Source organism: uncultured Tateyamaria sp., assembly GCF_947497045.1.
GTDB lineage: Bacteria > Pseudomonadota > Alphaproteobacteria > Rhodobacterales > Rhodobacteraceae > Tateyamaria.
This window is the reverse complement of sequence record NZ_CANMEU010000004.1, coordinates 427901-450047: the sequence shown is the minus strand read 5'-3', so window position 1 is coordinate 450047 and position 22147 is coordinate 427901. Positions and strand designations below refer to the sequence as shown.

The window sequence follows — 22147 nt, the reverse complement described above, 5'->3', positions numbered from 1 at the left end:
CGGGTTGGGGCTCTGCCCTCCCGCCAGAGGCGGGTATTTATCTATTTGGGGGGCTCTGCCTCCGGCCTCGCGGCCGGATTATCTGAAGTTAGGGGGCTCTGCCCCCGGCCTTGTGGCCTCCCCCGCGGTATTTTTGGTCAAAAGAAACTTATAACAGTGTTGAGACAAGCATGGATGTGGTAGCGAGCAGCCCGACAAACCAGATGTAACTGCGCCACGGGCTAAGTCCGAACGCATAAGCCGGTACATAGGCGATCCGCGCGATCAGGTAGGCATAACCGCAAAAGGCTGTGAAGGGGGTGGATTGATCCGTCAGCGTGACGACCACGCAGGCTATGGTGAACAGGATCAACCCCTCGAAGTGGTTGTTGAGCGCGCGGTAAAGGCGGGCGGTGCGGGTGCTCAGTTGATCTTCGAGGCTGCCGCCCAGGCGTTCGCGGTCGCGTGGGGACACCGTCTTGCCCGGTCCCAATTCCAGATTGGCGGGGACGGCCATCAGCACGAATTGCACCACTTGCAAGAGCGCCGCGAGGGTGAGGGCGGTCAGTTCGGGAGTCATGCAGCCTCCATCGCATTGGCTATCTGGTGGGGCCGTTTGTCGTAGCTGGTGGTGTGCGCCGACAAATACAGGGCAGTTACGTGGTTGATGTCGAAGGGACGCCGCGCCCGCGCGTGGTACGGTGGTATGATCGAGGATCGTTCTGGCATCAGCCGGTTGAAGATCGGCGTGACACAGATGTTTGTTCGGGTCAGTCCGAGCAGCGCCAGCACTTTGTCGATGACCTTGTTGTAGGGCATGTGGTGCAGATAGTGCGCGCGTTTCGGATGTGCCGCATTGGCGCGGACCAAAGATGGGTCGAGCCTGCCCCCGGAGATCTGCGAGCCATATGACGCGTCAAAACCAGCCTGCGCCAAGGTGCGAGAGCTCGGCAAGCTGACGGCCCGCCGGGTCAGGATGGCCATTTGATATCTGGCGATCAGCTTCATGCGCCAAGCAGGGGCAGGATCATCATGGCGAGCCCCGCCAGGGAGACGAACCATGCGATTGAGCGCACCACCGGGATGCCCGATGCGTAAGCCGGCACATAGGCCACGCGCGCCCAGAACCAGATTGCCGCGCCAAGGGCGGTGGCTTCGGTGTTGAGGTTCGTGACCGTGAGCGCCAGTGCCAGTGCGATAAAGGCGGGTAGGGTTTCGAGGTAGTTTTTCAGGGCACGCTGGATTCGGGCGGCCATTGCGGGTTGGTCGCGGTGTTCGTCCTGAGGGCCGAGTGCCCATCCGAGCCCTTTGGACAGGTCCGAGAAGGTGGCCTGGATGATCGCATGGGCGATCAGGAGGATGACGGCATAGGTGAGGTAGGTGAGTTCTGGGGTCATTGAGGAGAAACTCCACTAATAATTATCAGTACGGCGCACACGAAACATGCTATCGAGCCAAGCACAGAAATGAAATAACCCGGCTCCACCCACTTGTTTCCAAGAACTGGGATTTCAGTCTCACCAGTAAACGGGTTTGAATACAACGCGACAGCATATGCTGACGTCGCCGTGACCAACGCAAACACAATACCTAAGAGAAACCCAAGCGCGGATTGTTGCATTGCTGAGACAGCGACCACAAATGCTGCTTCGCTCGTCGCAGCACTTAGAAGTGTCAGCAAAAGAACAATTCCCGCACCATTCAGTAGAATAAGCGTCTTAACAATATAGAGCCCTATTTCGCGCTGATTTTGAACATTGGCATTGTGCCAAGTCCTAGTCGTCTCATCGATATTCGTCATGGATTACCGCCAACTACGCCAAGTGACTTCGGGTTATGTACGATCTATGATGATCAAAACCCAATTCCTCTACAAATCCATCAACAACCGCCGCGGATCTTCCAGCGCCTCCTTGACCCGCACAAGGAACGTCACCGCCCCTTTGCCATCCACGATCCGGTGGTCGTAGGACAGGGCCAGATACATCATGGGCCGGATCACGACCTGTCCGCCGATGGCCATGGGCCGGTCCTGGATCTTGTGCATCCCCAGGATGCCCGATTGCGGCGGGTTCAGGATGGGCGAACTCATCAGCGACCCATAGACCCCACCGTTCGAGATCGTGAAGGTGCCGCCCTGCATTTCGGCCATGCTCAGCTTGCCATCACGGGCGCGCGCACCCTTTTCGGCAATCGCCTTTTCGATAGCGGCAAAAGACATGGAATCCGCGTCGCGAATGACCGGGACGACCAACCCTTGGGGGGTGCCCGCCGCGATGCCCATATGCACGAAATTCTTGTAGACGACGTCCGTGCCGTCGATCTCGGCATTGACCTCGGGCACCTCGCGCAACGCATGTACGCAGGCCTTGGTGAAGAAGGACATGAAGCCCAGCTTGACCCCGTGTTTCTTGAGGAACAGGTCCTTGTACTCGCTGCGCAGGGCCATCACCTCGGTCATGTCGACCTCGTTATAGGTGGTGAGCATGGCAGCGGTGTTCTGGCTGTCCTTGAGCCGCTTGGCGATGGTCTGGCGCAGGCGGGTCATCTTGACGCGTTCCTCGCGGGCGGCATCATCAGCGGCCACAGGCGCACGTGGTGCAGCAGCCACTGGGGCCGGAGCGGGTGCGCTGGCAGCGGCGGCGACGGCCTTGGCGACATCGTCCTTCATAATGCGCCCATCGCGGCCAGAGCCGGTGACCTGATCGGCGCTCAGCCCCGCTTCTGCCATCGCCTTTTTCGCAGCGGGGGCATCTTCGGTGTCCGAACGGGCGGTGCCCTGGGCGGCCGGTGGGGGCGGGGCGTTGCTCTCGGCCGCCTTGGCAGGCGCACCGGATGACGAGATCACGGCCAGTTTCGCGCTGGCATCGACGGTTGCCCCCTCGGGGGCAGTGATTTCGGCCAGCACGCCGGCAGCGGGAGAAGGCACCTCGACGCTGACCTTGTCGGTTTCAAGTTCGCACAGCATCTCGTCCTGCGCCACGCTGTCGCCCACGGCCTTGAACCATGTGCTGACGGTGGCTTCGGTAACGCTTTCGCCCAATGTGGGCACCATCACATCGATGCTGTCCCCACCCGACGATGCGGGGGCGGCGGGTGCTTTATCCTCGGCAACGGCGGTGTGGGCCGCATTGTTTTCGCCGGTGTCCTGGCTCGCTTCCTTGTCTTTGGGGGCCGCAGCATTGCCAGCGTCACCTTGCGCGATTGTGGCAAGCAAGGCATCAACGCCGACGGTTTCGCCCTCGGCAGCAATGATATCGCCCAAAGTCCCGGCCACGGGGCTGGGCACTTCGACGGTCACCTTGTCGGTTTCCAGCTCACATAGCATTTCATCGACTGCGACGGTGTCGCCGGGTTTTTTGAACCAGGTGGCAACGGTGGCTTCGGTGACGCTTTCGCCCAATGTGGGCACGCGGACTTCGGTGGTCATGGGCATTATCCTTTGATGGTCAGCGCTTCGTCGATGAGAGCGGCTTGTTGTGCTTTATGCTGGCTGGCCAGACCCGTCGCGGGCGAGGCAGAGGTGGCGCGGCCTGCGTAAACGGGGCGGGTGTGCTTGGCTTTGATCCGGCCCAGGACCCATTCAAGGTTGGGTTCGATAAAGGTCCAGGCCCCCTGGTTCTTGGGCTCTTCCTGACACCAGACTATTTCGGCCTTTTTGAACCTTTCCAGTTCCTTGACGGCCGATTGCGCGGGGAAGGGATAGAACTGTTCGAACCGCAACAGATAGACATCGTCGATCCCGCGCGCATCACGTTCCTCGAGCAGATCGAAATAGACCTTGCCCGAACACATGACCACGCGCTTGATCTTGTCATCGGCCACCAGCTTGGTGGTGGAGTTGCCCTGTTGGGCATCATCCCAAAGCACGCGGTGGAAGGACGATCCGGTCGTGAATTCTTCGGCCTTGGATACGGCCAGCTTGTGGCGCAGCAACGACTTGGGCGTCATCAGGATCAGCGGCTTGCGGAAATCGCGGTGGATCTGGCGGCGCAGGATGTGGAAATAGTTGGCAGGCGTCGTGCAGTTGGCCACGATCCAATTGTCCTGTCCGCACATCTGCAGGAACCGTTCCAGCCGGGCGGAGGAGTGTTCGGGCCCTTGCCCCTCATAACCATGGGGCAGCAGACACACGAGACCGGACATGCGCAGCCATTTGCTTTCGCCCGAGCTGATGAACTGGTCGAACATGATCTGCGCGCCGTTGGCAAAGTCGCCGAACTGGGCCTCCCACATGGTGAGCGCATTGGGTTCGGCAAGGCTGTAGCCATACTCGAACCCGAGCACCGCATATTCCGACAACATCGAGTCGATGACCTCGTAATGGGCCTGACCGGGGCGCAGGGTGTTGAGCGGATAATACCGTTCCTCTGTGTCCTGATTGATCAGACCCGAATGGCGCTGGCTGAAGGTGCCGCGGGTGCTGTCCTGACCCGACAGGCGCACAGGGAACCCCTCGGTCAGCAGCGAGCCAAAGGCCAATGCCTCGCCGGTGGCCCAATCGAACCCTTCGCCGCTGTCAAACATCGCTTTCTTGGCATCAAGCAAGCGGCCAACCGTCTTGTGCAGTGGGAATCCTTCGGGGGCGGTGCTGATCGCCTTGCCGATCTGTTCCAACGTTTCGGGCGCGATTGCCGTCTCGCCGCGCACATAGTCTTCCTTGTTCTTGTCCAGATGCGACCATTTGCCGTCCAGCCAATCGGCCTTGTTGGGTTTGTAGTCTTTCCCGGCCTCGAATTCATCGTTCATGCGGGCCTGAAACGCGGCCTTCATGTCTTCGATTTCGCCCTCTGGGATCAGCCCGTCGCGCACCAGCCGTTCGGTATAGAGGGTCAGCGTGGTTTTGTGCTTCTTGATGCGCTTGTACATCATCGGGTTGGTGAACATGGGCTCATCGCCCTCGTTATGGCCAAACCGGCGATAGCAGAAGATGTCGATGACCACGTCTTTGTGGAACTTCTGGCGGAACTCGGTCGCAACCTTGGCAGCGTGCACGACCGCTTCGGGGTCATCTCCGTTGACGTGGAAAATCGGGGCCTCGACCACCAATGCGTTGTCGGTGGGGTAGGGAGAGGAGCGCGAAAAGTGGGGCGCGGTTGTGAACCCGATCTGGTTGTTGACCACGATGTGCATGGTGCCGCCCGCGCGATGGCCGCGCAGACCTGACAGTGCGAAACATTCGGCCACGACCCCCTGGCCCGCAAAGGCTGCATCGCCGTGCAGCAGGATTGGCATGACGGTGGTGCGGTCGGTGTCGTTGTGCTGGTCCTGCTTGGCGCGGACCTTGCCCAGAACGACAGGGTTTACAGCCTCAAGGTGGCTGGGGTTGGCCGTCAGGGACAGGTGGACGGTGTTGTCGTCAAATTCGCGGTCACTGGACGCGCCAAGGTGGTATTTCACATCGCCCGAGCCATCCACATCCTCGGGCTTGAACGAGCCGCCCTGAAATTCGTTGAAGATCGCCTTGTAGGGCTTCTGCATCACGTTCGCGAGGACGGATAATCGGCCCCGGTGCGGCATCCCGATCACCACATCGCGCACGCCCAAGGCGCCGCCGCGTTTGATGATTTGTTCCATCGCAGGGATTAGGGATTCACCCCCATCAAGGCCGAACCGCTTGGTGCCCATGTATTTGACATGCAGGAATTTTTCGAACCCTTCCGCCTCGACCATCTTGTTCAGGATGGCCTTGCGGCCCTCGCGAGTGAACTGGATTTCCTTGCCTAGTCCCTCGATCCTTTCCTTGAGCCAACCGGCTTGTTCGGGGTCGGAAATGTGCATGTATTGCAGCGCGAAGGTGCCGCAATAGGTGCGCTTGACGATGTCGATAATCTCGCGCATCGAGGCGACCTCAAGGCCCAGTACCTTGTCGATAAAGATCGGGCGATCCATGTCCGCTTCGGAAAAACCGTAGGATTTCGGGTCAAGTTCCGGATGCGGGGTCTGATCGCGCATGCCAAGCGGATCGAGGTCGGCGACCAGATGACCCCGGATACGGTAGGCGCGGATGATCATCAGGGCGCGGATCGAATCCAGCACGGCGCGTTTCACCTGATCGTTGCTGACCGAGATGCCGGTTTCGGCGGCCTTGGCCTTGATCTTGTCCCCGGCGCCTTTGACTTCGGCCTCCGGGGCCCATTCGCCTGTCAGGGCTGCGGTCAGATCATCGCCGGGCATGGGCGGCCAGTCTGTGCGCGCCCAGCTTGGGCCATGAGCCTCGCGTTTTACGCTGACCTCATCATCGCCCATCGCCTTGAAAAACGCCTGCCAGGCCTCATCGACTGCGCCTGGGTCATTGGCGTATCGCGCATACATCTGTTCGAGATATTCTGCATTGTGCCCCTGCATGAAGCTTGAGGCGTGAAACTGGTCGTTCTGGGGATAATCGGTCATGGGGCTATCTCAAGTCCTTCTGCACGAGAATAAGGTCAGAGTAGATGGGCACGTTCGGCGGGGCGACGCCAAAGGTCTGCGCGTCCGCGGGGTCCATTGCCCCGACCATCACGGAATAGGCCCTACCCGGGGCACCGGAAAAGATCGGCACGCTGGCTGTCCTGAAACTCTGGTATCCGGGGATGTCCGCGGTGACATCGTTCAACGTGATGGGGCGTTTCGAGGCGGGCAGCAGGCCGCTGTCATCGCCCGAGGCAAAGCGCATCTGCACACAGCCCTCGGCCGAACGGTTGGGAATGCCGATCGTGATCAGCGGCAGCACGTCGGGGTCCCATTTGAAAAAGACCACCGCATCCGAAGCGGTCACGCCGTCGCCTTGCAACTCGTAGATGGTCCACTCGGCGTATTGGCTGTCGAGATAAGCCTCACTCGCGGCAAGGTTCGAGGCGACGCTGGCAATCAGGCGGGTGGGGGGCTGGCGGACCTGCCCGGAAAAGATGTTGGGCCGCAAGGCAGTGACCCAGACAAAGCCGCGCACGATCTCGAGCCGACGATCATGGGACGGGATCGAGATCGACAGCGGGTCGATCCCTTTCTGCATCTCCGCACCGTCCAGCGTCACCATCGCGCAGGCTGCCGCCGCACCTGTCAGGGCGACAGATGCGAGGGCCGTTGCGAGGGACATGCGCAGCGCGGTGAACATCAGCCCTTGATCGCCTCCATCACCGCTTCGCCCAATGTGGCAGGGCTGTCGGCGACAACGATACCGGCGGCACGCATGGCGTCGATCTTGTCCTCGGCCCCGCCTTTGCCACCGGCCACGATGGCACCCGCATGGCCCATACGGCGGCCCGGAGGGGCGGTGCGGCCTGCGATGAAACCGGCGGTCGGTTTCCAGCGGCCCGCTTTCTTTTCATCTGCGAGGAACTGGGCGGCGTCCTCTTCGGCGCTGCCGCCGATCTCGCCGATCATAATGATGCTTTCGGTCTCCGGATCGGCGAGGAACATCTCAAGCACGTCGATATGTTCGGTGCCCTTGATAGGATCGCCCCCGATGCCGACGGCGCTGGACTGACCAAGGCCCATATCGGTTGTCTGTTTCACAGCCTCATATGTGAGGGTGCCCGAGCGGCTTACGACACCCACGCTCCCGCGCTTGTGAATGTGGCCTGGCATGATGCCGATCTTGCAGGCATCGGGCGTGATGACACCGGGGCAGTTGGGGCCGATCAGGCGGGATTTCGACCCCTCCAGCGCACGCTGCACCCGCATCATGTCCAGAACCGGGATGCCTTCGGTGATGCACACGATCAGGGGCATCTCGGCATCAATCGCTTCGAGGATCGAGTCGGCTGCAAAGGGTGGCGGCACGTAGATGACGCTGGCGTTGGCTTCGGTGATGTCCATCGCCTCGTGGACCGAGTTGAACACCGGCAGATCGAGGTGTTTCATCCCGCCCTTGCCGGGCGTGACCCCGCCAACCATCTTTGTGCCATAGGCGATGGCCTGTTCGGTGTGGAACGTCCCTTGGGACCCGGTAAGGCCCTGGCAGATCACTTTGGTGTTTTCGTCAATCAATACGGCCATTTGGGGCGTCTCCTTGAAAGGGTGTCTGTGTGTTGGGGGCGTCGTGTCATGCGGGCACCTCGGCCTTGCGCAACAGCGCCTTGATATTGTCATCGATTGCAACGGTTGCACGGTTGACCACCTCAAGGGTGAAACCGGCCCGGCGCGCCACATCGCGTAACGTGGGCACTGTGAAATACGTGACGTGATCGGGATAGCGAAAGCCGCACCATTTGCGACCAATTACATGGCGATTGATGGAGCCAAAATTGGGCACCCGCACATACATCGGGGCCGCTGGTTTCAGGACGCGCCACGCGCCGTTGAGAACGCGCATCAGGTCCACCTCGTGTTCGAGATAGGATTGCATCACCACCCCATCGAACATCTCGGGCTCAAAATCCCAGATCGCTTCGGCACCTGCGCCGTGGACGCAGTAGCCCCCGCGCGCACGCATTTTCCGGTCTGCAATGGAATGCAGCTTGCGGCTCAACTCGATCCCGTATGGGGTCATTGGCTCGGGCACGTTCGTCTTGGCACCGCATCCGATATCAAGCACATGGCCGTTGTTGAACCACTGACCCATGCGTGACCCGTGGCCGCGATGGGTCAGCCCGGTTTTTGTACGCATTTTTTTCAGTGATGGGCTGAGTGCGGTTGACCCGCCCGCTTGGGTCTTGGTCTCGTAGGTTTTTTCCCAAGCGAACTCTTCTTCCAGTGCCTCATAAGCGACCGGGTTGCGCAGATAGGTCAGGTTGCAGCTGACACATCGTGCCACGTGCCACTCTTTGCGCGAATACTTGGCGAGTTTGGCCGCGTCGGACGCATCGCAGGCCGGGCAGGGGCGCAGATCAGCCATCGGCCACCCCCATGCTCGCAGGCAGACGATCCACCGCGATAAAGGTCCGGGTGCCGCGTGTGCCGATATGGACGACAGCCACGCGTTTGCGCAGCAATTCACGCCCTTCAATCAGGGCGGTGCCTGCTTCGCGGACGTAAGGGGCGGGCAAGGCAATTTGGGTGCCGAACACGGGCGGGCTGGCCATCTTGGCGCGGACCGCCTCGACGGCCGTGGCGGCATGGTCGCCCTCAAACGAGACTTCGCAGCGGCGTTCGGCATGGTCAGGTGTGCCGGGGGCAGGGGCCAGCGACTTGTCCCAGAATGACAGCGCAAAGGGCAGTGGAACCCCGGTCAGCTGCTCCATGTTCGCACGGGCGACGTCAGGCGTTTGCCCCGCCTTGAAACAGAACGCGGTAAAGGCGTCGATGGCCGGGTGCGCGGCGGGCATGCAGGCGGTTACCACGAGCCAGATCGCAACCGCTAGTGGTGTATGGCATGAAATGCGGTTCATCTGATCAACGCCAAGTAATCCAGACGCCGGTCAGGGACTGGCCGAGCGCATTGCGCCGCGTATTGACCTTGAGCTGTGTTCCTGCGGGCGCGCCAACAATCGCCCATGCTTGGCTTGCGTTTTCTGCGGGAACGGCTTGCAAGGCGTAACCGGCGTTGGTGACCGTGTCGACAAGCGCATTGGCGGTTATGGCCGGATCCTGCCGCCGCACTGAAATGAGGCAATGATTGGTGCCTGACCGCCCGGCATCCACGGCTGTTTCCAACTGGATATTTCCGGGGCGCTGGCCGGTGATCAACAGCTTTCCACCAATATCACTCGGGGTCACGCCAAAATCACGCACGCTGACCTGTCGAAGCCGATCAGGCGCAGCAGTCATGGAGGGTAGAGACGCGACGCATGTGTCGCTAAAGGCCTGAGCAGCCAACGCCACCGTCGAGGATGGGCGCGGACGATCAGGAATACCGGTTGTTGAGATGGGTTGCGCAGCGGGCGTTACAAATCGCGTCGTCGTAGGGCCGCTGACGGTTTCTCGAATTTGCGATGTAGGAATATCAGAAGCAGCGCGGGTCTGAGGCGCGCGAACCTGTCGTGCGTCAAGCCACGCAGCCGTAGGGGCCAGCCCCAGGGGAGGCAGACCCGGCTGATTGTGCGGCAGGGTCCGGTCAGGGCGATCAGCGCAGGCGGCAAGCATCCCCGCGAGGGCCAGACATAGAAACACACGCATCATATCTTAGCCCTTAACGGCGGCCACGATCTTTTGCGCCCCATCCTTGAGGTCATCAGCGGCGATCACGTCCACGTCGGAGTTGTTGATGATATCCTTGCCCTGCTGCACATTGGTGCCTTCAAGGCGGACAACCAGCGGCACTTTCAGGCCCACTTCCTTGACGGCGGCCACGACGCCTTCGGCAATCACATCGCAGCGCATGATGCCGCCAAAGATGTTCACGAGGATGCCTTTGACTTGCTCGTCCGAGGTGATGATCTTGAACGCTTCGGTCACCTTTTCCTTGGTCGCCCCACCGCCCACATCGAGGAAGTTGGCCGGCTCGGCCCCGTAAAGCTTGATGATGTCCATGGTGGCCATCGCAAGTCCCGCGCCGTTGACCATGCACCCGATTTCGCCATCAAGTGCGATGTAGTTCAGATCGTATTTGGAGGCGGCGAGTTCCTTGGGGTCTTCCTCGGTCTCGTCGCGTAACTCGTTTATGTCGGCGTGGCGATAGATCGCGTTGCCGTCAAAGGATACCTTGGCATCAAGCACCTTCATATCACCGCTGTCGGTGACGATGAGCGGGTTGATCTCAAGCATCTCCATGTCTTTTTCGACGAACGCTTTGTAAAGCAGCCCCATCAGGCCCACGCATTGCTTGACCTGTTTTCCGGTCAGCCCGAGCGAGAAGGCGATGCGGCGCCCGTGATAGGGCTGATAGCCGGTGGCGGGATCGACGCTGAAGCTGAGGATCTTGTCGGGGGTGCTGGCGGCCACCTCTTCGATATCCATGCCGCCCTCGGTCGAGCAGACGAAGGAAATGCGTGAGGTCTGTCGATCAACCAGCAGGGCAAGGTACAGTTCGGTCTCGATGCCTGAGCCGTCCTCGATATAGATGCGGTTGACCTGTTTGCCCGCCGGGCCGGTCTGGTGGGTCACAAGGGTGCGGCCCAGCATCTTTTTGGCTTCCTCGGCGGCCTCTTCAACCGACTTGGTCAGGCGTACGCCGCCCTTGTCACCGGCGTCTGCCTCTTTGAACTTGCCCTTGCCGCGCCCACCTGCGTGGATCTGCGCCTTGACCACCCACAACGGTCCGTCAAGCGCGCCCGCTGCCGTCTTTGCGTCCTCGGCGCGCAACACGACACGTCCGTCCGAGACAGGTGCCCCATAGCTGCGCAAAAGGGCCTTGGCTTGGTATTCATGGATGTTCATGGCAGATCGGTCCCGTAATTATGCATCTCGTTCAGCCCTATACGACCAACCCTGAACGCCGCGTAAACGGGTAATATGCCGCAGTCGCGATTTTTTGAGTGGAAAAGCGACATTTGTGATCACTGCATAAAAAAGTGTGATCACAAAATTGCAGATGCGGAAAATTTAGAATCAAAACCCAATGGGTGCAGGCGGATGGATGGATCCGGTGGTTCGCGTCAGAGGGCTGCTTTTTCCACCGCCTTCAGTGCGCGCCACCGTTTGTAAAGGACGTAGATCAGGATCAGCGTCGGGATCATCGTCACGACAAACGGCAGGCCCGTTGCGATATCGACGACCGCGAGGGCGAGAATCGCACCACCAATGCGCATCCGGTCCTTGACGAATTTGGCGCGCATCTCGGTTATCGGGGCGGGCAGGGCGGGTTCGGGCATCTCCGTGGGTGGACCCACCTTGGGGCCCAGATTGTCAAGCAGACGCGGTGCGCTCACGCCATCAGCCACCACGGCATAAAGCCCGACCTCATCGCGCAGATGTTTGGGTGTGGCGGGGCCAAGCGGGCGCAGTTCCACACCGCTGAGCTTGCCGCGGACATGGTCATGCACCTGCTGGGAAATCAGCACGCCGCCAATGTCGGCCATTTCCTGCAAACGGGCCGCCAGATTGACCCCATCGCCCAGCAAATCCTGCCCTTCGACAATCACATCATCCAGATGCAGCCCAAGGCGGAAGGGCAGCATGTGATCGGCCTGATTGAGGGTCGTCTGGATATGGATCGCACAGCGCACCGCCCCCACAACGGACGGAAACTCCGCGATCAGACCATCACCAGAGGTGTTTGCAATCCGTCCGCCCGCATCTGTGATGGCCGTGTCGATCACATCGCGCGCCGCGCGCAAGGCCCGTACGGTGCCTTCCTCGTCATGCGACATGCGACCCGAATAATTGGCCGCGTCCGCTGCGAGGATTGTGGTCAGTTTACGTTCAATGGGGCGCGACTGGGGCATATCAGGGGATATAAACGCAAAACGGGCCAGATGCGACGGCATCCGGCCCGATATTTTTCAGTGGCGGTGGTTTTACGCCAAGCTGTCGTCGATGCCTTTGCAGGCTTCAACCAAGCCTTTGACGGCCGCGACAGAGCTGTCAAACATCGCCTGCTCGTCCTTGGTCATCTTGATATCGATCACCCGTTCGATGCCATCCGCACCGATCACCGTGGGCACGCCGACATACATCCCCTTGAGCCCAAGGGCATTGTCCACATAGGCCGCACAAGGCAGCACACGCTTTTGGTCCTTTAGGTAGGCTTCGGCCATTTCAATGGCAGAGGTGGCGGGGGCATAGAAGGCCGACCCGGTTTTCAGCAGACCGACGATCTCGGCACCGCCATCACGGGTGCGCTGGACGATCGCGTCCAGTTTTTCCTGCGTGGTCCAGCCCATATTGACCAGATCGGGCAATGGAATCCCGGCCACGGTCGAATATCGCGTCAGCGGCACCATTGTATCGCCGTGTCCGCCCAGAACAAAGGCGGTGACATCGCGCATGGACACACCGAATTCTTCGGCAAGGAAGTGGCGGAAGCGGGCGCTGTCCAGCACACCGGCCATCCCGCAGACTTTCTCATGGGGCAGGCCCGAGAACTCGCGCAGGGCCCAGACCATCGCATCGAGCGGGTTTGTAATACAGATCACAAAGGCGTTCGGGGCGTGGTCGCGGATGCCTTCGCCCACGGATTTCATCACTTTGAGATTGATCCCCAGGAGGTCATCGCGACTCATCCCCGGTTTGCGCGGGACACCCGCTGTGACGATGCACACGTCTGCACCCGCGATGTCGGCATAGGACTGCGTCCCGCTCATCTTGGCATCGAACCCTTCGGAAGGGCCGGACTCAGCGATATCAAGGGCTTTGCCTTCGGGTGTGCCCTCGGAAATGTCGAATAGAACAACATCGCCCAGCTCTTTTATCGCTGCGAGATGGGCAAGTGTGCCGCCGATCTGACCGGCGCCGATAAGGGCAATCTTTGGTCTGGCCATGGGGGGAAGTCTCCGAAATTTGGGGTTCTGATTGTTGGGATGGGTAGCGCGCCAAAGGCGATGGCGCAAGTGCGCTGCACTGCGGCACAGACTCTGATCGGCGCTGGCAGGCCCGGGGCAAGCCCGCTAAGAGGAGGGATTGCAACGGTTTTGGAGCGCCCGCCCCTCGTGTTGGTTCTGGATGTCTGGTTTTTCGCAATCGCCGCCCCTGCCGTGGTGTTTGCGGGTATTTCCAAAGGCGGGTTTGGGTCGGGTGCATCTTTTGCGTCAGCGTCCGTTCTGGCGCTGGTGATTGAACCCGGGCTGGCGCTTGGGGTGGTCCTGCCGCTGTTGATGTTGGTGGATGCGGCAACCTTGCGCCCCTATTGGGGCAAATGGGATTGGCGGGTCTGTGTGCTGATGATGGCGGGTGGACTGCCGGGCGTGGTCTTGGGGGCGTTGTTGTTTGCGCGCACGGATGCAGACGTATTCCGGGTACTGATCGGGGCGATTTCCGTGGGTTTTGTGATCTGGCAGGTGGGCCGGGCGCAGGGCTGGATCCGACTGGCGCAGGCTGCGTTGCCGCAATGGGTGGGCGTTGTAGCGGGCACGGTTGCGGGGTTCACCAGTTTTGTCAGCCACGCCGGTGGCCCCCCGGCGGCGGTGTACCTGTTGTCGTTGAAACCGGGCAAGACCGAGTATCAGGCCAATACGGTTCTGATTTTCACGGCCATCAACATCTTCAAATTCGTGCCTTATGCGTTTCTGGGCATGTTCACGCTGCAAACGGGAGTGGCCAATCTGGCGTTGGCCCCCTTTGCATTGCTTGGTGCGTGGCTGGGCGTCAAGGCGCATCATCTCATGCCCGAGCGGGCGTTTTTCGTGCTGACCTATGCGTTGTTGATCCTGACGGGCACCAAACTGATCTGGGACGGGTTGACGTGAGCATGGCGCACGACACGTGCGCCTTACGGCATGCCGGATAGGAAAAAGGGCGCAACCAGCGGCGCGCCCTTTGGAACAGCTTGTAAGGTTCGTGATCAGGCGTCGTTGCCTTTGGCGGGCAGTGCTTCGACCAGTGCCTCATAGGCTTGACCGCTGGCCACGAGGCAGGTCATCCCGTTGGCTGCCGTGACCGTAATCGTCCACGAGCCCGACTCGGATGAGGCGAAGACCTCGATCACCGCGTTATTGGCCGCCAGCCCCATGGATTGACGTGTTTCGCCATATCCTTCGGCCAGGCGGGCCACCACCAGGTCGCGCGGGCCGCAATTGCGGTTTTGCTGTGCGGTTGCGGCCCCCGTCGCGATTGTTTGCAGCGCGCCTGCCAGTATCAGTGCACTCAATGTCACACTTTTTGTCATCCGTTTCATATCGTTCAGCCCCTTTGCAAAAACGGTGCCTGCGCTGGTCATCTGGCCCACCCGGCAAGGTCCGGTGATGACCGGGCAGCCCCGGTTCAAGTCATCTCCGTGCTTTCTGTCCGCAAACGGTTCAGCGGCCCTGCTGAAACGGCCCTCCCGGAAAGATCGGAGTGGCCACAGGCTGCGCCCGGGACCTGAAAAAGTGGTTAACGCCGCGCGCGGTACGGCGGTCTGCGCGTTTTTGCTGCGCTGCGGCGCAATGGGCCTTGAATTATCACGCAAAAAATGCCCCTGTCTGCGCAACTTTATAACGCAGCCTAGGATGCTCTGATGTCTATTGCCCGCCCGCTCCGCTCGGTTCTGTATATTCCCGGTTCAAAATCCCGTGCGCTGGACAAGGCGCGCGGGCTGCCTGTGGATGCCATCATCTTTGATCTCGAAGATGCGGTGTCGGTGGATGAAAAGGAGGCGGCGCGCGCCGCGTTGGCCCAGGCGCTGAGTGACGGCGGCTATGGCGCGCGGATGAGGATTGTCCGTATCAACGCGCTCGACACCTCCTGGGGCGCGCAGGATGCACAGGCGGCCAGGGATATGGGGGCGGATGCCATCCTACTTCCCAAAGTGTCCAGCACAGCGGACCTTGATGCGCTGGCGGCTATCACGGGTGAGGCCCGGCTGTGGGCCATGATGGAAACGCCCTTGGGTATGCTGAACGCCGCAGCTATCGCGGCCCATCCAATGCTGGACGGCATGGTCATGGGCACCAACGACCTGGCCAAAGAGTTGCAAACCCGGTTCCGTCCCGACCGTCTGCCCTTGCAAACCAGTCTGGGGCTGTGCCTGCTTGCGGCCAAGGCCCATGGGCTGGCCATCATTGATGGTGTGTATAATGCGTTCAAGGACGACGCCGGGCTTGAGGCGGAATGCGCGCAGGGCCGCGACATGGGCTTTGACGGTAAAACGCTGATCCATCCGGCGCAGGTCGATGTCGCCAATGCGGCCTTTTCCCCTTCTGAGGCGGACATTGATCTGGCCCGTCGCCAGATCGCGGCCTTCGAGGAAATCGAGGCCAGTGGCCAGGGCGTCGCCGTTGTCGATGGACGGATCGTCGAAAATCTGCACATCGTGACTGCGCGCGAAACATTGGCCAAAGCCGATGCCATCGCTGAAATGGAAAAGGGATAGGCCATGGACTGGATCGTTCTGATTGCGGGTGTCGCATTGTGGTGGGGGGCGCATTTGTTCAAACGGGTCGCGCCCGAGCGGCGGGCAGGCATGGGCGATCGCGGCAAGGGGGTGATTGCGGCGGCGTTGGGCGTGTCCATCGTGCTGATGGTCATTGGATATCGAGGGACGCCGTTTATCCCCGTCTGGACCCCGCCCAGCTTCATGGTCCATATCAATAACCTCCTGATGCTGGTTGCGATTTATATGCTCAGCCCGGCACCCAAGCGCGGCAAGCTGTTGCAGGGTATGCGCCACCCGATGCTGACGGGATTTGCGATCTGGGCCACCGCACACTTGCTGGTGAACGGGGATGCGGCGTCGCTTGTGATGTTCGGAGGGCTTCTGATCTGGGCTATCGTCACCGGGCGGATCATCAACACGGCACAGCCCGAGTGGACACCCAATACCGGCGGCAGCTATGCCAAGGATGCGATGTTCCTTGTGGGATCCGCCGTGTTGCTGGGGGTGATCGGATTTGTGCACAATTGGCTCGGCGTCTGGCCGTTCCCGGGGTAAACCCATGAAACTTTATCGCTTTTTGTCCGCAGAGGACACATCGGCCTTTTGTCACAAGGTAACGGATGCGCTGAACAAGGGTTGGGAGCTGCATGGCAGCCCGACCCAAACATGGGACCATGCGGCGGGCGTCATGCGCTGTGGGCAGGCGGTCACCAAAGAGGTGGAGGGCACCTACACACCCGAGACCAAGCTGGGGGCGCAGTGATGGCCAAGACGAATGCGGGCCGGTTTTTCGAGGACTATGACGTGGGTCAGGTGCTGACCCATTCGATGCCACGAACCCTGTCGGGCGGGGAACGGGCACTTTATCATGCGCTTTATCCGGCACGCCATGCGCTCTATTCTTCCGACAGCTTCGCGCAGGGCTGCGGTTTGGCCGCCGCGCCGCTGGATGATATGATCGCGTTCCACACGGTATTTGGCAAAACGGTGCCCGATGTGTCGCTGAATGCGGTGGCCAATCTGGGTTACGCCGAAGGGCGTTGGCTGGCCCCGGTCTGGCCGGGGGACACACTGACCGCGCAGTCCGAGGTGATCGGGCTGAAGCAGAACTCGAACGGCAAGACGGGTGTGGTCTGGGTCCGCACCACCGGGCGCAATCAGCATGGCGCGGATGTCCTGACTTATGTGCGGTGGGTGATGGTGCGCAAAGGGGATTTGGACGCGGCCGCCCCCGAGACCGTCGTGCCGGAACTGACGCAGGTCGTGGCCCCCGACACTTTGATGATCCCCGAGGACCTGACCTTTGAAGGCTACGATTTCGCGCTGGCCGGAGAACCGCATCGGTGGGGCGACTACCAGATTGGCGAGTTGATCGACCATGTGGACGGTGTCACCATCGAGGAGGCCGAACATATGATGGCCACCCGGTTGTGGCAGAACACGGCCAAGGTCCATTTTGACACTTCTGCCCGTCCCGATGGCAGCCGCTTGATCTATGGCGGGCATGTGATTTCGATGGCGCGGGCGCTGTCGTTCAATGGCTTGGCCAACGCGCAGATGATCGTGGGGCTGAATGCGGGGGCGCATGCGAACCCTTGTGTTGCAGGTGATACGGTGCGGGCGTGGTCCGAGGTTCTGGACAAGGCCGAGACCTCTGCCCCCGGTGTGGGGGCGATCCGGCTGCGATTGGTGGCGACCAAAGGGGGCGATCCGTTCATGTTGCGCGGGGCGGATGGGAAATATGACCCCAATGTGCTGCTTGATCTGGATTATTGGGCCTTGATGCCGATCTGAGGGCCGGGGGGTTACGCGCATTGACCGCTTGCGCGGCAATGACGCCCCACCCGCCGTCCCTTTGGCTAGCCCCTTGTCGCAAATGTCAGGTGCACATGGCGATGGAGCGGGTAGAGTGCGGGCATGAAACCGCTGATATTTGCGATATGTCTGGTGCTTGCGCCGCTTGGTGCCCGAGCCTGTGATCTGGCCCTTTTGCTGGCCGTGGATGTCTCGGGATCTGTCGACCCCGATGAATACCGCATTCAGATGGACGGGCTGGCAGCCGCCTTGCGTGATGGGATCGTGGCGGACGCGCTGGTTGAACAACGCGCGCAGGTGGCGTTGCTGCAATGGACCGGATCATCGCGCCAGAAACAGACCGTTGCGTGGACCGCGATGCACAGCCATGCGGATGTGCTGGCCCTTGCGGATACTGTGGCCCGGGACCCGCGCATATGGCGCAATTTCTCGACCGCGATTGGGGAGGCGTTGATTGTCGGGCAGCGCGCCTTTGATGCCGTAAGTCATTGCACAAAATGGGTGATTGATGTGTCCGGTGACGGCATATCGAATGAAGGGGTGGAGCCAAGCGCGCAACGCACATCGCTGACACGCGCGCAGATTACGGTGAATGCCATCGCTATCGAGACGGATCAGACCGACCTGACAGGCTATTTCTACGAAAACCTGATCACGGGGCCGGGCGCTTTTGTGGTCACAGCGGATGGATTCGAGGATTATCCTGCACAAATTCTGCGTAAACTTCAGCGGGAAACCACCAAGCAGGTCACGGTCTTGTCAGAATGACGCATCTTGTGATCACAGCGTTTTCCTGTGTGATCACGAATGGGGGTATTCTCGCCAATGCGCCAAATAACCGCGCGAAATGTGACCTTGCGGCACGTGACTTGCGCGTAAAATCCGGTATCAAGAGATCAGGAACCAAAAAGGACCCACCATGGCTGACGTCAACCGGGGCAATAGACCCCTCTCACCGCATCTACAGATCTACCGCCCGCAGTTGACGTCAATGACGTCGATCCTCACGCGGATCACGGGCAATGCGCTGCTGATTTCGGCGCTTTTGGTGGTGTGGTGGCTGCTGGCGGCGTCCACCTCGTCCGAGGCGTTCGCGACGGCCAACGGATTTATCACAAGCATCTTCGGCAAGCTGATCCTGCTCTTTTCGCTGTGGGGGCTGTGGTATCACACGCTGGCAGGCGTGCGGCACATGATCTGGGACAACGCCATCGGGCTTGACCTTGAAACAGCTGAAAAGATGGGGTGGGCGGTCGTTGCAGGTTCGTTCATCCTGACCATTCTTACCATCATTATCCTGTAGCGGAGGGCATCATGCGTTATCTTACAGACCGCAAACGGGCCGTCGGAATGGGATCGGCAAAATCGGGCACCGCACATTTCTGGGCGATGAAAGTGTCGAGCTTTGCACTGCTGCTGCTTATCCCGCTGTTCGTGTTCACATTCGGGTCCATCCTTGGCGCGCCTTACGAAGAGGTCACCGCCTATTTCGCGCGCCCCTTCCCGGCGATCGTTGCGGCCCTCACAATCGTGGTCACGTTCATGCACTTCAAGGACGGTGTGCAGGTGCTGATCGAAGACTACGTGCACGGAACAATGCAAAAGGTCCTCATTCTCGCGATGATCTGCCTGAGTTATGCTGCCGCCGCGACGGGCCTGTTTGCCGTCGCGCGTCTGGCGCTTTGAAATAGGAGGTCACAAGATGGCTGCTTACGAATACGAGACGCATGAATATGACGTGGTTGTCGTGGGGGCTGGTGGCGCTGGCCTGCGCGCAACCCTTGGGATGGCCGAGCAGGGTTTGCGCACGGCCTGTGTGACCAAGGTGTTCCCGACCCGCTCTCACACGGTTGCCGCCCAAGGTGGTATTGCCGCGTCGCTGTCCAACATGGGCCCCGACAACTGGCAGTGGCATATGTATGACACGGTCAAAGGCTCTGACTGGCTCGGCGATACGGACGCGATGGAATATCTGGCGCGCGAGGCCCCCAAGGCCGTTTACGAGCTGGAACATTACGGCGTCCCGTTTTCGCGCACCGAGCAGGGCAAGATCTATCAGCGCCCCTTTGGCGGGCACACCACGGAATTCGGCGAAGGCCCCCCGGTGCAGCGTACCTGCGCCGCCGCCGACCGGACCGGCCACGCGATCCTGCATACGCTCTATGGCCAATCGCTCAAGAACAACGCCGAATTCTATATCGAGTATTTCGCCATTGATCTGATCATGTCGGATGATGGTGTCTGTCAGGGTGTCCTGTGCTGGAAGCTGGATGACGGCACCATGCACCTGTTCAGCGCCAAGATGGTCGTGCTGGCCACGGGCGGCTACGGGCGCGCGTACTTCTCGGCCACATCGGCGCACACCTGCACAGGTGATGGCGGCGGCATGACGGCCCGGGCCGGTCTGCCGCTTCAGGATATGGAGTTTGTACAGTTCCACCCGACTGGCATCTACGGTGCCGGGTGTCTCATCACCGAAGGCGCACGGGGCGAGGGCGGCTACCTTACCAACTCCGAAGGCGAGCGGTTCATGGAACGCTATGCGCCGACCTACAAAGATCTGGCGAGCCGCGATGTGGTGTCGCGCTGCATGACTATGGAAATCCGCGAAGGACGCGGCGTGGGCGATCAGTCCGATCACATCCACCTGCACCTCAACCACCTGCCCAAGGAAACGCTGGACCTGCGCCTGCCCGGCATTTCGGAAAGCGCGCGCATCTTTGCAGGCGTTGACCTGACCAAGGAACCGATCCCGGTTCTGCCCACGGTTCACTATAACATGGGCGGTATTCCGACGAACTATTGGGGTGAGGTGCTGGCACCGACCGCCGACAAGCCTGACAACGTGTCGCCGGGTCTGATGGCGGTGGGCGAGGCGGGCTGCGCCTCGGTCCACGGGGCCAACCGCTTGGGTTCAAATTCGCTGATCGACCTTGTCGTCTTTGGTCGGGCGGCGGCAATCCGGGCAGGTGAAATCATCGATCCCTCCACGCCTGTGCCCACGCCCAATCAACGCTCGGTTGATGCGGCATTCTCGCGCTTTGACGGGTTGCGCTATGCCAAGGGCCATGTGCCCACGGCCGAGCTGCGTCTTGAGATGCAGAAAACCATGCAGGCTGATGCGGCCGTGTTCCGCACCGACGCGACGCTGGCCGAAGGTCAGGCCAAGATGGAGGACGTGTCGGCCAAGCAATCCGACCTCAAGGTGTCGGACACATCGCTGGTCTGGAACTCGGACCTGATGGAGACGCTGGAGCTGACCAACCTGATGCCGAACGCGGTCGCCACCATCACTGCCGCTGCTGCGCGCAAGGAAAGCCGGGGCGCGCATGCGCACGAGGATTACCCGGACCGTGACGACGAGAACTGGCGCAAGCACAGCCTCGTCTGGTTCAAGGGCAACGCGGCCTCTCTGGGGTATCGCGGGGTGCATCTGCAACCGCTGACCAGCCATAATGATGGCGGGATCGACCTGAAAAAGATCGCGCCGAAAGCACGGGTGTACTGACCCTATGCTGGCGGATATGCGGCGCACATTGCGGGCTGAGGGGATGGCGGTTCATCCTCTCAAAACGCGTGCGTTTTATGTGCGCGGCTATGGGTTTACGCCAGACGTGGTGGTGGATGTGGGCGTGCATGACGGCACGCCGTGGCTCTACAAATCCTTCCCCGATGCGCGCTTTGTGCTGGTGGATCCGCAACCGGATTGCGGCGACTCCGTGCGGGCAAGCGGGCATCTGAGCGTGTTTGACTTTCACGCCGTGGCCCTTGGGGCGGAAACGGGACAGGCGACACTTCATGTACCCGAAACCGCACCGGGCAAAGGTGGGGCCATGGCGAGCCTGATGGAGCGGACGGATGTCCTTGTCGATACCTTTACACAGGTTGACAGGATGGATGTGCCCGTCATGCGGCTTGATGATCTGATGGCGGATTATCCGGGGCGCGTTGGCCTCAAGATCGACACTGAAGGATTTGAAACAGCGGTACTGCAAGGCGGCGGTGAGACGCTGAAACGCTGCGACTTCGTGATCCTTGAACTCAGCGTCAGCAAACGGTTTGCGGGCGTCGCCCCTCCTTCAAGGGCAATAACACTACTGGCACAGGCAGGACTTGAAATGCGTGACATTATGGCAATCGCAGACGGACCCGGCAAAAGGGCGCGACCGCGGCATATGGATGTGTTGTTCACACGGTGGGCGGCATGATCCGGGGCGCGGTATTGATCGCCGTTCTGGCCCTGGTGGGCTGTGACGAGGCGACGCGCGCGGCAGATGATGTCGGACGGCGCAGTGCCAAGGTGGCGGTGAACGAGGCGATTGTCACCCGCTTTCCGGCCGTTCCCAAACAGGCTGTCGCCCCCTTTACGGATTGCGTGATTGACAATGCGGACGCCCTTGAAATCCGCGAATTTGCGCGGGCTGCGGTGATCGGTGTCACTGATGCCACCGCAACCCTCGTGCGCACCGTCATCGCGCGTCCCGAAACACAACAGTGCATCGTCCGGGCCGGCAGCGCCGCCCTGACGCTATAACCACAGGA

26 protein-coding genes are annotated in these 22147 nt (G+C 60.7%); 11 read left to right on the top strand and 15 right to left on the bottom strand.

Features of this window, described 5'->3' with window-relative positions:
- Positions 1-148: 148 nt before the first annotated feature.
- From Q0859_RS11760 to mdh, 14 genes are all read right to left on the bottom strand, one after another.
- On the bottom strand, positions 149-559 hold the full coding sequence (locus tag Q0859_RS11760) for an MAPEG family protein (protein WP_299151385.1): 411 nt from the start codon (positions 557-559) through the stop codon (positions 149-151).
- Positions 556-987: a hypothetical protein gene (locus tag Q0859_RS11755; RefSeq protein ID WP_299151382.1), complete on the bottom strand. Its 432-nt coding sequence runs from the start codon at positions 985-987 to the stop codon at positions 556-558. The genes Q0859_RS11760 and Q0859_RS11755 overlap by 4 nt, the downstream gene beginning before the upstream one ends.
- Positions 984-1376 carry an MAPEG family protein gene (locus Q0859_RS11750; RefSeq protein ID WP_299151379.1) on the bottom strand — a complete coding sequence of 131 codons (393 nt, stop codon included), beginning with the start codon at positions 1374-1376 and terminating at the stop codon, positions 984-986. Before Q0859_RS11750 ends, Q0859_RS11755 begins: the two co-directional genes overlap by 4 nt.
- Positions 1373-1780, bottom strand: a complete 408-nt coding sequence (locus Q0859_RS11745; protein WP_299151376.1) for a hypothetical protein — start codon at positions 1778-1780, stop codon at positions 1373-1375. Before Q0859_RS11745 ends, Q0859_RS11750 begins: the two co-directional genes overlap by 4 nt.
- A 69-nt stretch (positions 1781-1849) precedes the next feature.
- On the bottom strand, positions 1850-3409 hold the full coding sequence (gene odhB, locus Q0859_RS11740) for a 2-oxoglutarate dehydrogenase complex dihydrolipoyllysine-residue succinyltransferase (RefSeq protein ID WP_299151374.1): 1560 nt from the start codon (positions 3407-3409) through the stop codon (positions 1850-1852).
- 5 nt (positions 3410-3414) lie between these two features.
- Complete coding sequence (locus Q0859_RS11735; RefSeq protein WP_299151372.1) at positions 3415-6372, bottom strand: 2-oxoglutarate dehydrogenase E1 component; 2958 nt, start codon at positions 6370-6372, stop codon at positions 3415-3417.
- 4 nt (positions 6373-6376) lie between these two features.
- Positions 6377-7075, bottom strand: a complete 699-nt coding sequence (locus Q0859_RS11730; RefSeq protein WP_299151370.1) for a hypothetical protein — start codon at positions 7073-7075, stop codon at positions 6377-6379.
- Positions 7075-7959 carry a succinate--CoA ligase subunit alpha gene (gene sucD, locus Q0859_RS11725; protein ID WP_299151368.1) on the bottom strand — a complete coding sequence of 295 codons (885 nt, stop codon included), beginning with the start codon at positions 7957-7959 and terminating at the stop codon, positions 7075-7077. The genes Q0859_RS11730 and sucD overlap by 1 nt, the downstream gene beginning before the upstream one ends.
- Before the next feature lie 46 nt (positions 7960-8005).
- Positions 8006-8797: a methyltransferase domain-containing protein gene (locus Q0859_RS11720; RefSeq protein WP_299151365.1), complete on the bottom strand. Its 792-nt coding sequence runs from the start codon at positions 8795-8797 to the stop codon at positions 8006-8008.
- On the bottom strand, positions 8790-9227 hold the full coding sequence (locus Q0859_RS11715; RefSeq protein WP_299151363.1) for a hypothetical protein: 438 nt from the start codon (positions 9225-9227) through the stop codon (positions 8790-8792). Before Q0859_RS11715 ends, Q0859_RS11720 begins: the two co-directional genes overlap by 8 nt.
- 67 nt (positions 9228-9294) lie before the next feature.
- Complete coding sequence (locus tag Q0859_RS11710; protein ID WP_299151360.1) at positions 9295-9669, bottom strand: hypothetical protein; 375 nt, start codon at positions 9667-9669, stop codon at positions 9295-9297.
- Between the two features lie 354 nt (positions 9670-10023).
- A complete protein-coding gene (sucC, locus tag Q0859_RS11705) occupies positions 10024-11217 on the bottom strand; it encodes an ADP-forming succinate--CoA ligase subunit beta (protein ID WP_299151358.1) in 1194 nt (397 codons plus the stop codon).
- Between the two features lie 218 nt (positions 11218-11435).
- Entirely contained in the window at positions 11436-12224 is a 789-nt protein-coding gene (locus Q0859_RS11700) for an adenylate/guanylate cyclase domain-containing protein (protein WP_299151356.1), read from the bottom strand.
- A 72-nt stretch (positions 12225-12296) separates the two neighbouring features.
- Complete coding sequence (gene mdh / locus Q0859_RS11695; RefSeq protein ID WP_299151353.1) at positions 12297-13259, bottom strand: malate dehydrogenase; 963 nt, start codon at positions 13257-13259, stop codon at positions 12297-12299.
- 168 nt (positions 13260-13427) lie between these two features.
- Here mdh and Q0859_RS11690 point away from each other — a divergent pair, with 168 nt between their 5' ends.
- Positions 13428-14183, top strand: coding sequence for a sulfite exporter TauE/SafE family protein (locus Q0859_RS11690; RefSeq protein ID WP_299151484.1), 756 nt, complete (start codon positions 13428-13430; stop codon positions 14181-14183).
- A gap of 95 nt (positions 14184-14278) precedes the next feature.
- On the opposite strand, the gene Q0859_RS11685 is transcribed toward Q0859_RS11690, so the two are convergent.
- Positions 14279-14611, bottom strand: coding sequence for a hypothetical protein (locus Q0859_RS11685; RefSeq protein ID WP_299151483.1), 333 nt, complete (start codon positions 14609-14611; stop codon positions 14279-14281).
- Between the two features lie 321 nt (positions 14612-14932).
- Between Q0859_RS11685 and Q0859_RS11680 the strand changes: the two genes are divergently transcribed.
- The 10 genes from Q0859_RS11680 (at position 14933) to Q0859_RS11635 (ending at position 22139) form a co-directional block, all read left to right on the top strand.
- On the top strand, positions 14933-15787 hold the full coding sequence (locus tag Q0859_RS11680) for a CoA ester lyase (protein ID WP_299151350.1): 855 nt from the start codon (positions 14933-14935) through the stop codon (positions 15785-15787).
- Positions 15788-15790: 3 nt separating this feature from the next.
- On the top strand, positions 15791-16345 hold the full coding sequence (locus Q0859_RS11675) for an NnrU family protein (RefSeq protein WP_299151348.1): 555 nt from the start codon (positions 15791-15793) through the stop codon (positions 16343-16345).
- 4 nt (positions 16346-16349) lie between these two features.
- Positions 16350-16553, top strand: a complete 204-nt coding sequence (locus Q0859_RS11670) for a DUF1737 domain-containing protein (protein WP_299151346.1) — start codon at positions 16350-16352, stop codon at positions 16551-16553.
- Positions 16553-17584, top strand: a complete 1032-nt coding sequence (locus Q0859_RS11665) for a MaoC family dehydratase (RefSeq protein ID WP_299151345.1) — start codon at positions 16553-16555, stop codon at positions 17582-17584. The genes Q0859_RS11670 and Q0859_RS11665 overlap by 1 nt, the downstream gene beginning before the upstream one ends.
- A 123-nt stretch (positions 17585-17707) precedes the next feature.
- A complete protein-coding gene (locus Q0859_RS11660) occupies positions 17708-18373 on the top strand; it encodes a DUF1194 domain-containing protein (RefSeq protein ID WP_299151343.1) in 666 nt (221 codons plus the stop codon).
- Positions 18374-18524: 151 nt separating this feature from the next.
- A complete protein-coding gene (gene sdhC / locus Q0859_RS11655; protein WP_299151341.1) occupies positions 18525-18908 on the top strand; it encodes a succinate dehydrogenase, cytochrome b556 subunit in 384 nt (127 codons plus the stop codon).
- Positions 18909-18919: 11 nt separating this feature from the next.
- On the top strand, positions 18920-19291 hold the full coding sequence (sdhD, locus tag Q0859_RS11650) for a succinate dehydrogenase, hydrophobic membrane anchor protein (protein ID WP_299151338.1): 372 nt from the start codon (positions 18920-18922) through the stop codon (positions 19289-19291).
- Positions 19292-19307: 16 nt separating this feature from the next.
- The gene (sdhA, locus tag Q0859_RS11645) at positions 19308-21113 is read left to right on the top strand and encodes a succinate dehydrogenase flavoprotein subunit (protein WP_299151336.1); all 1806 of its coding nucleotides are present in this window, start codon (positions 19308-19310) and stop codon (positions 21111-21113) included.
- 43 nt (positions 21114-21156) lie between these two features.
- Complete coding sequence (locus Q0859_RS11640; protein ID WP_299151333.1) at positions 21157-21813, top strand: FkbM family methyltransferase; 657 nt, start codon at positions 21157-21159, stop codon at positions 21811-21813.
- The gene (locus Q0859_RS11635) at positions 21810-22139 is read left to right on the top strand and encodes a hypothetical protein (protein ID WP_299151331.1); all 330 of its coding nucleotides are present in this window, start codon (positions 21810-21812) and stop codon (positions 22137-22139) included. The genes Q0859_RS11640 and Q0859_RS11635 overlap by 4 nt, the downstream gene beginning before the upstream one ends.
- The last annotated feature ends 8 nt before the right edge of the window (positions 22140-22147 follow it).

What these genes read in the sequence shown, in the direction of transcription:
- Q0859_RS11760 (WP_299151385.1), bottom strand. Translation starts at nt 559, where the DNA reads ATGACTCCCGAACTGACCGCCCTCACCCTCGCGGCGCTCTTGCAAGTG.
- Q0859_RS11755 (WP_299151382.1), bottom strand. Translation starts at nt 987, where the DNA reads ATGAAGCTGATCGCCAGATATCAAATGGCCATCCTGACCCGGCGGGCC.
- Q0859_RS11750 (WP_299151379.1), bottom strand. Translation starts at nt 1,376, where the DNA reads ATGACCCCAGAACTCACCTACCTCACCTATGCCGTCATCCTCCTGATC.
- Q0859_RS11745 (WP_299151376.1), bottom strand. Translation starts at nt 1,780, where the DNA reads ATGACGAATATCGATGAGACGACTAGGACTTGGCACAATGCCAATGTT.
- odhB (WP_299151374.1), bottom strand. Translation starts at nt 3,409, where the DNA reads ATGACCACCGAAGTCCGCGTGCCCACATTGGGCGAAAGCGTCACCGAA.
- Q0859_RS11735 (WP_299151372.1), bottom strand. Translation starts at nt 6,372, where the DNA reads ATGACCGATTATCCCCAGAACGACCAGTTTCACGCCTCAAGCTTCATG.
- Q0859_RS11730 (WP_299151370.1), bottom strand. Translation starts at nt 7,075, where the DNA reads ATGTTCACCGCGCTGCGCATGTCCCTCGCAACGGCCCTCGCATCTGTC.
- sucD (WP_299151368.1), bottom strand. Translation starts at nt 7,959, where the DNA reads ATGGCCGTATTGATTGACGAAAACACCAAAGTGATCTGCCAGGGCCTT.
- Q0859_RS11720 (WP_299151365.1), bottom strand. Translation starts at nt 8,797, where the DNA reads ATGGCTGATCTGCGCCCCTGCCCGGCCTGCGATGCGTCCGACGCGGCC.
- Q0859_RS11715 (WP_299151363.1), bottom strand. Translation starts at nt 9,227, where the DNA reads ATGCCCGCCGCGCACCCGGCCATCGACGCCTTTACCGCGTTCTGTTTC.
- Q0859_RS11710 (WP_299151360.1), bottom strand. Translation starts at nt 9,669, where the DNA reads ATGACTGCTGCGCCTGATCGGCTTCGACAGGTCAGCGTGCGTGATTTT.
- sucC (WP_299151358.1), bottom strand. Translation starts at nt 11,217, where the DNA reads ATGAACATCCATGAATACCAAGCCAAGGCCCTTTTGCGCAGCTATGGG.
- Q0859_RS11700 (WP_299151356.1), bottom strand. Translation starts at nt 12,224, where the DNA reads ATGCCCCAGTCGCGCCCCATTGAACGTAAACTGACCACAATCCTCGCA.
- mdh (WP_299151353.1), bottom strand. Translation starts at nt 13,259, where the DNA reads ATGGCCAGACCAAAGATTGCCCTTATCGGCGCCGGTCAGATCGGCGGC.
- Q0859_RS11685 (WP_299151483.1), bottom strand. Translation starts at nt 14,611, where the DNA reads ATGAAACGGATGACAAAAAGTGTGACATTGAGTGCACTGATACTGGCA.
- Q0859_RS11680 (WP_299151350.1), top strand. Translation starts at nt 14,933, where the DNA reads ATGTCTATTGCCCGCCCGCTCCGCTCGGTTCTGTATATTCCCGGTTCA.
- Q0859_RS11675 (WP_299151348.1), top strand. Translation starts at nt 15,791, where the DNA reads ATGGACTGGATCGTTCTGATTGCGGGTGTCGCATTGTGGTGGGGGGCG.
- Q0859_RS11670 (WP_299151346.1), top strand. Translation starts at nt 16,350, where the DNA reads ATGAAACTTTATCGCTTTTTGTCCGCAGAGGACACATCGGCCTTTTGT.
- Q0859_RS11665 (WP_299151345.1), top strand. Translation starts at nt 16,553, where the DNA reads ATGGCCAAGACGAATGCGGGCCGGTTTTTCGAGGACTATGACGTGGGT.
- Q0859_RS11660 (WP_299151343.1), top strand. Translation starts at nt 17,708, where the DNA reads ATGAAACCGCTGATATTTGCGATATGTCTGGTGCTTGCGCCGCTTGGT.
- sdhC (WP_299151341.1), top strand. Translation starts at nt 18,525, where the DNA reads ATGGCTGACGTCAACCGGGGCAATAGACCCCTCTCACCGCATCTACAG.
- sdhD (WP_299151338.1), top strand. Translation starts at nt 18,920, where the DNA reads ATGCGTTATCTTACAGACCGCAAACGGGCCGTCGGAATGGGATCGGCA.
- sdhA (WP_299151336.1), top strand. Translation starts at nt 19,308, where the DNA reads ATGGCTGCTTACGAATACGAGACGCATGAATATGACGTGGTTGTCGTG.
- Q0859_RS11640 (WP_299151333.1), top strand. Translation starts at nt 21,157, where the DNA reads ATGGCGGTTCATCCTCTCAAAACGCGTGCGTTTTATGTGCGCGGCTAT.
- Q0859_RS11635 (WP_299151331.1), top strand. Translation starts at nt 21,810, where the DNA reads ATGATCCGGGGCGCGGTATTGATCGCCGTTCTGGCCCTGGTGGGCTGT.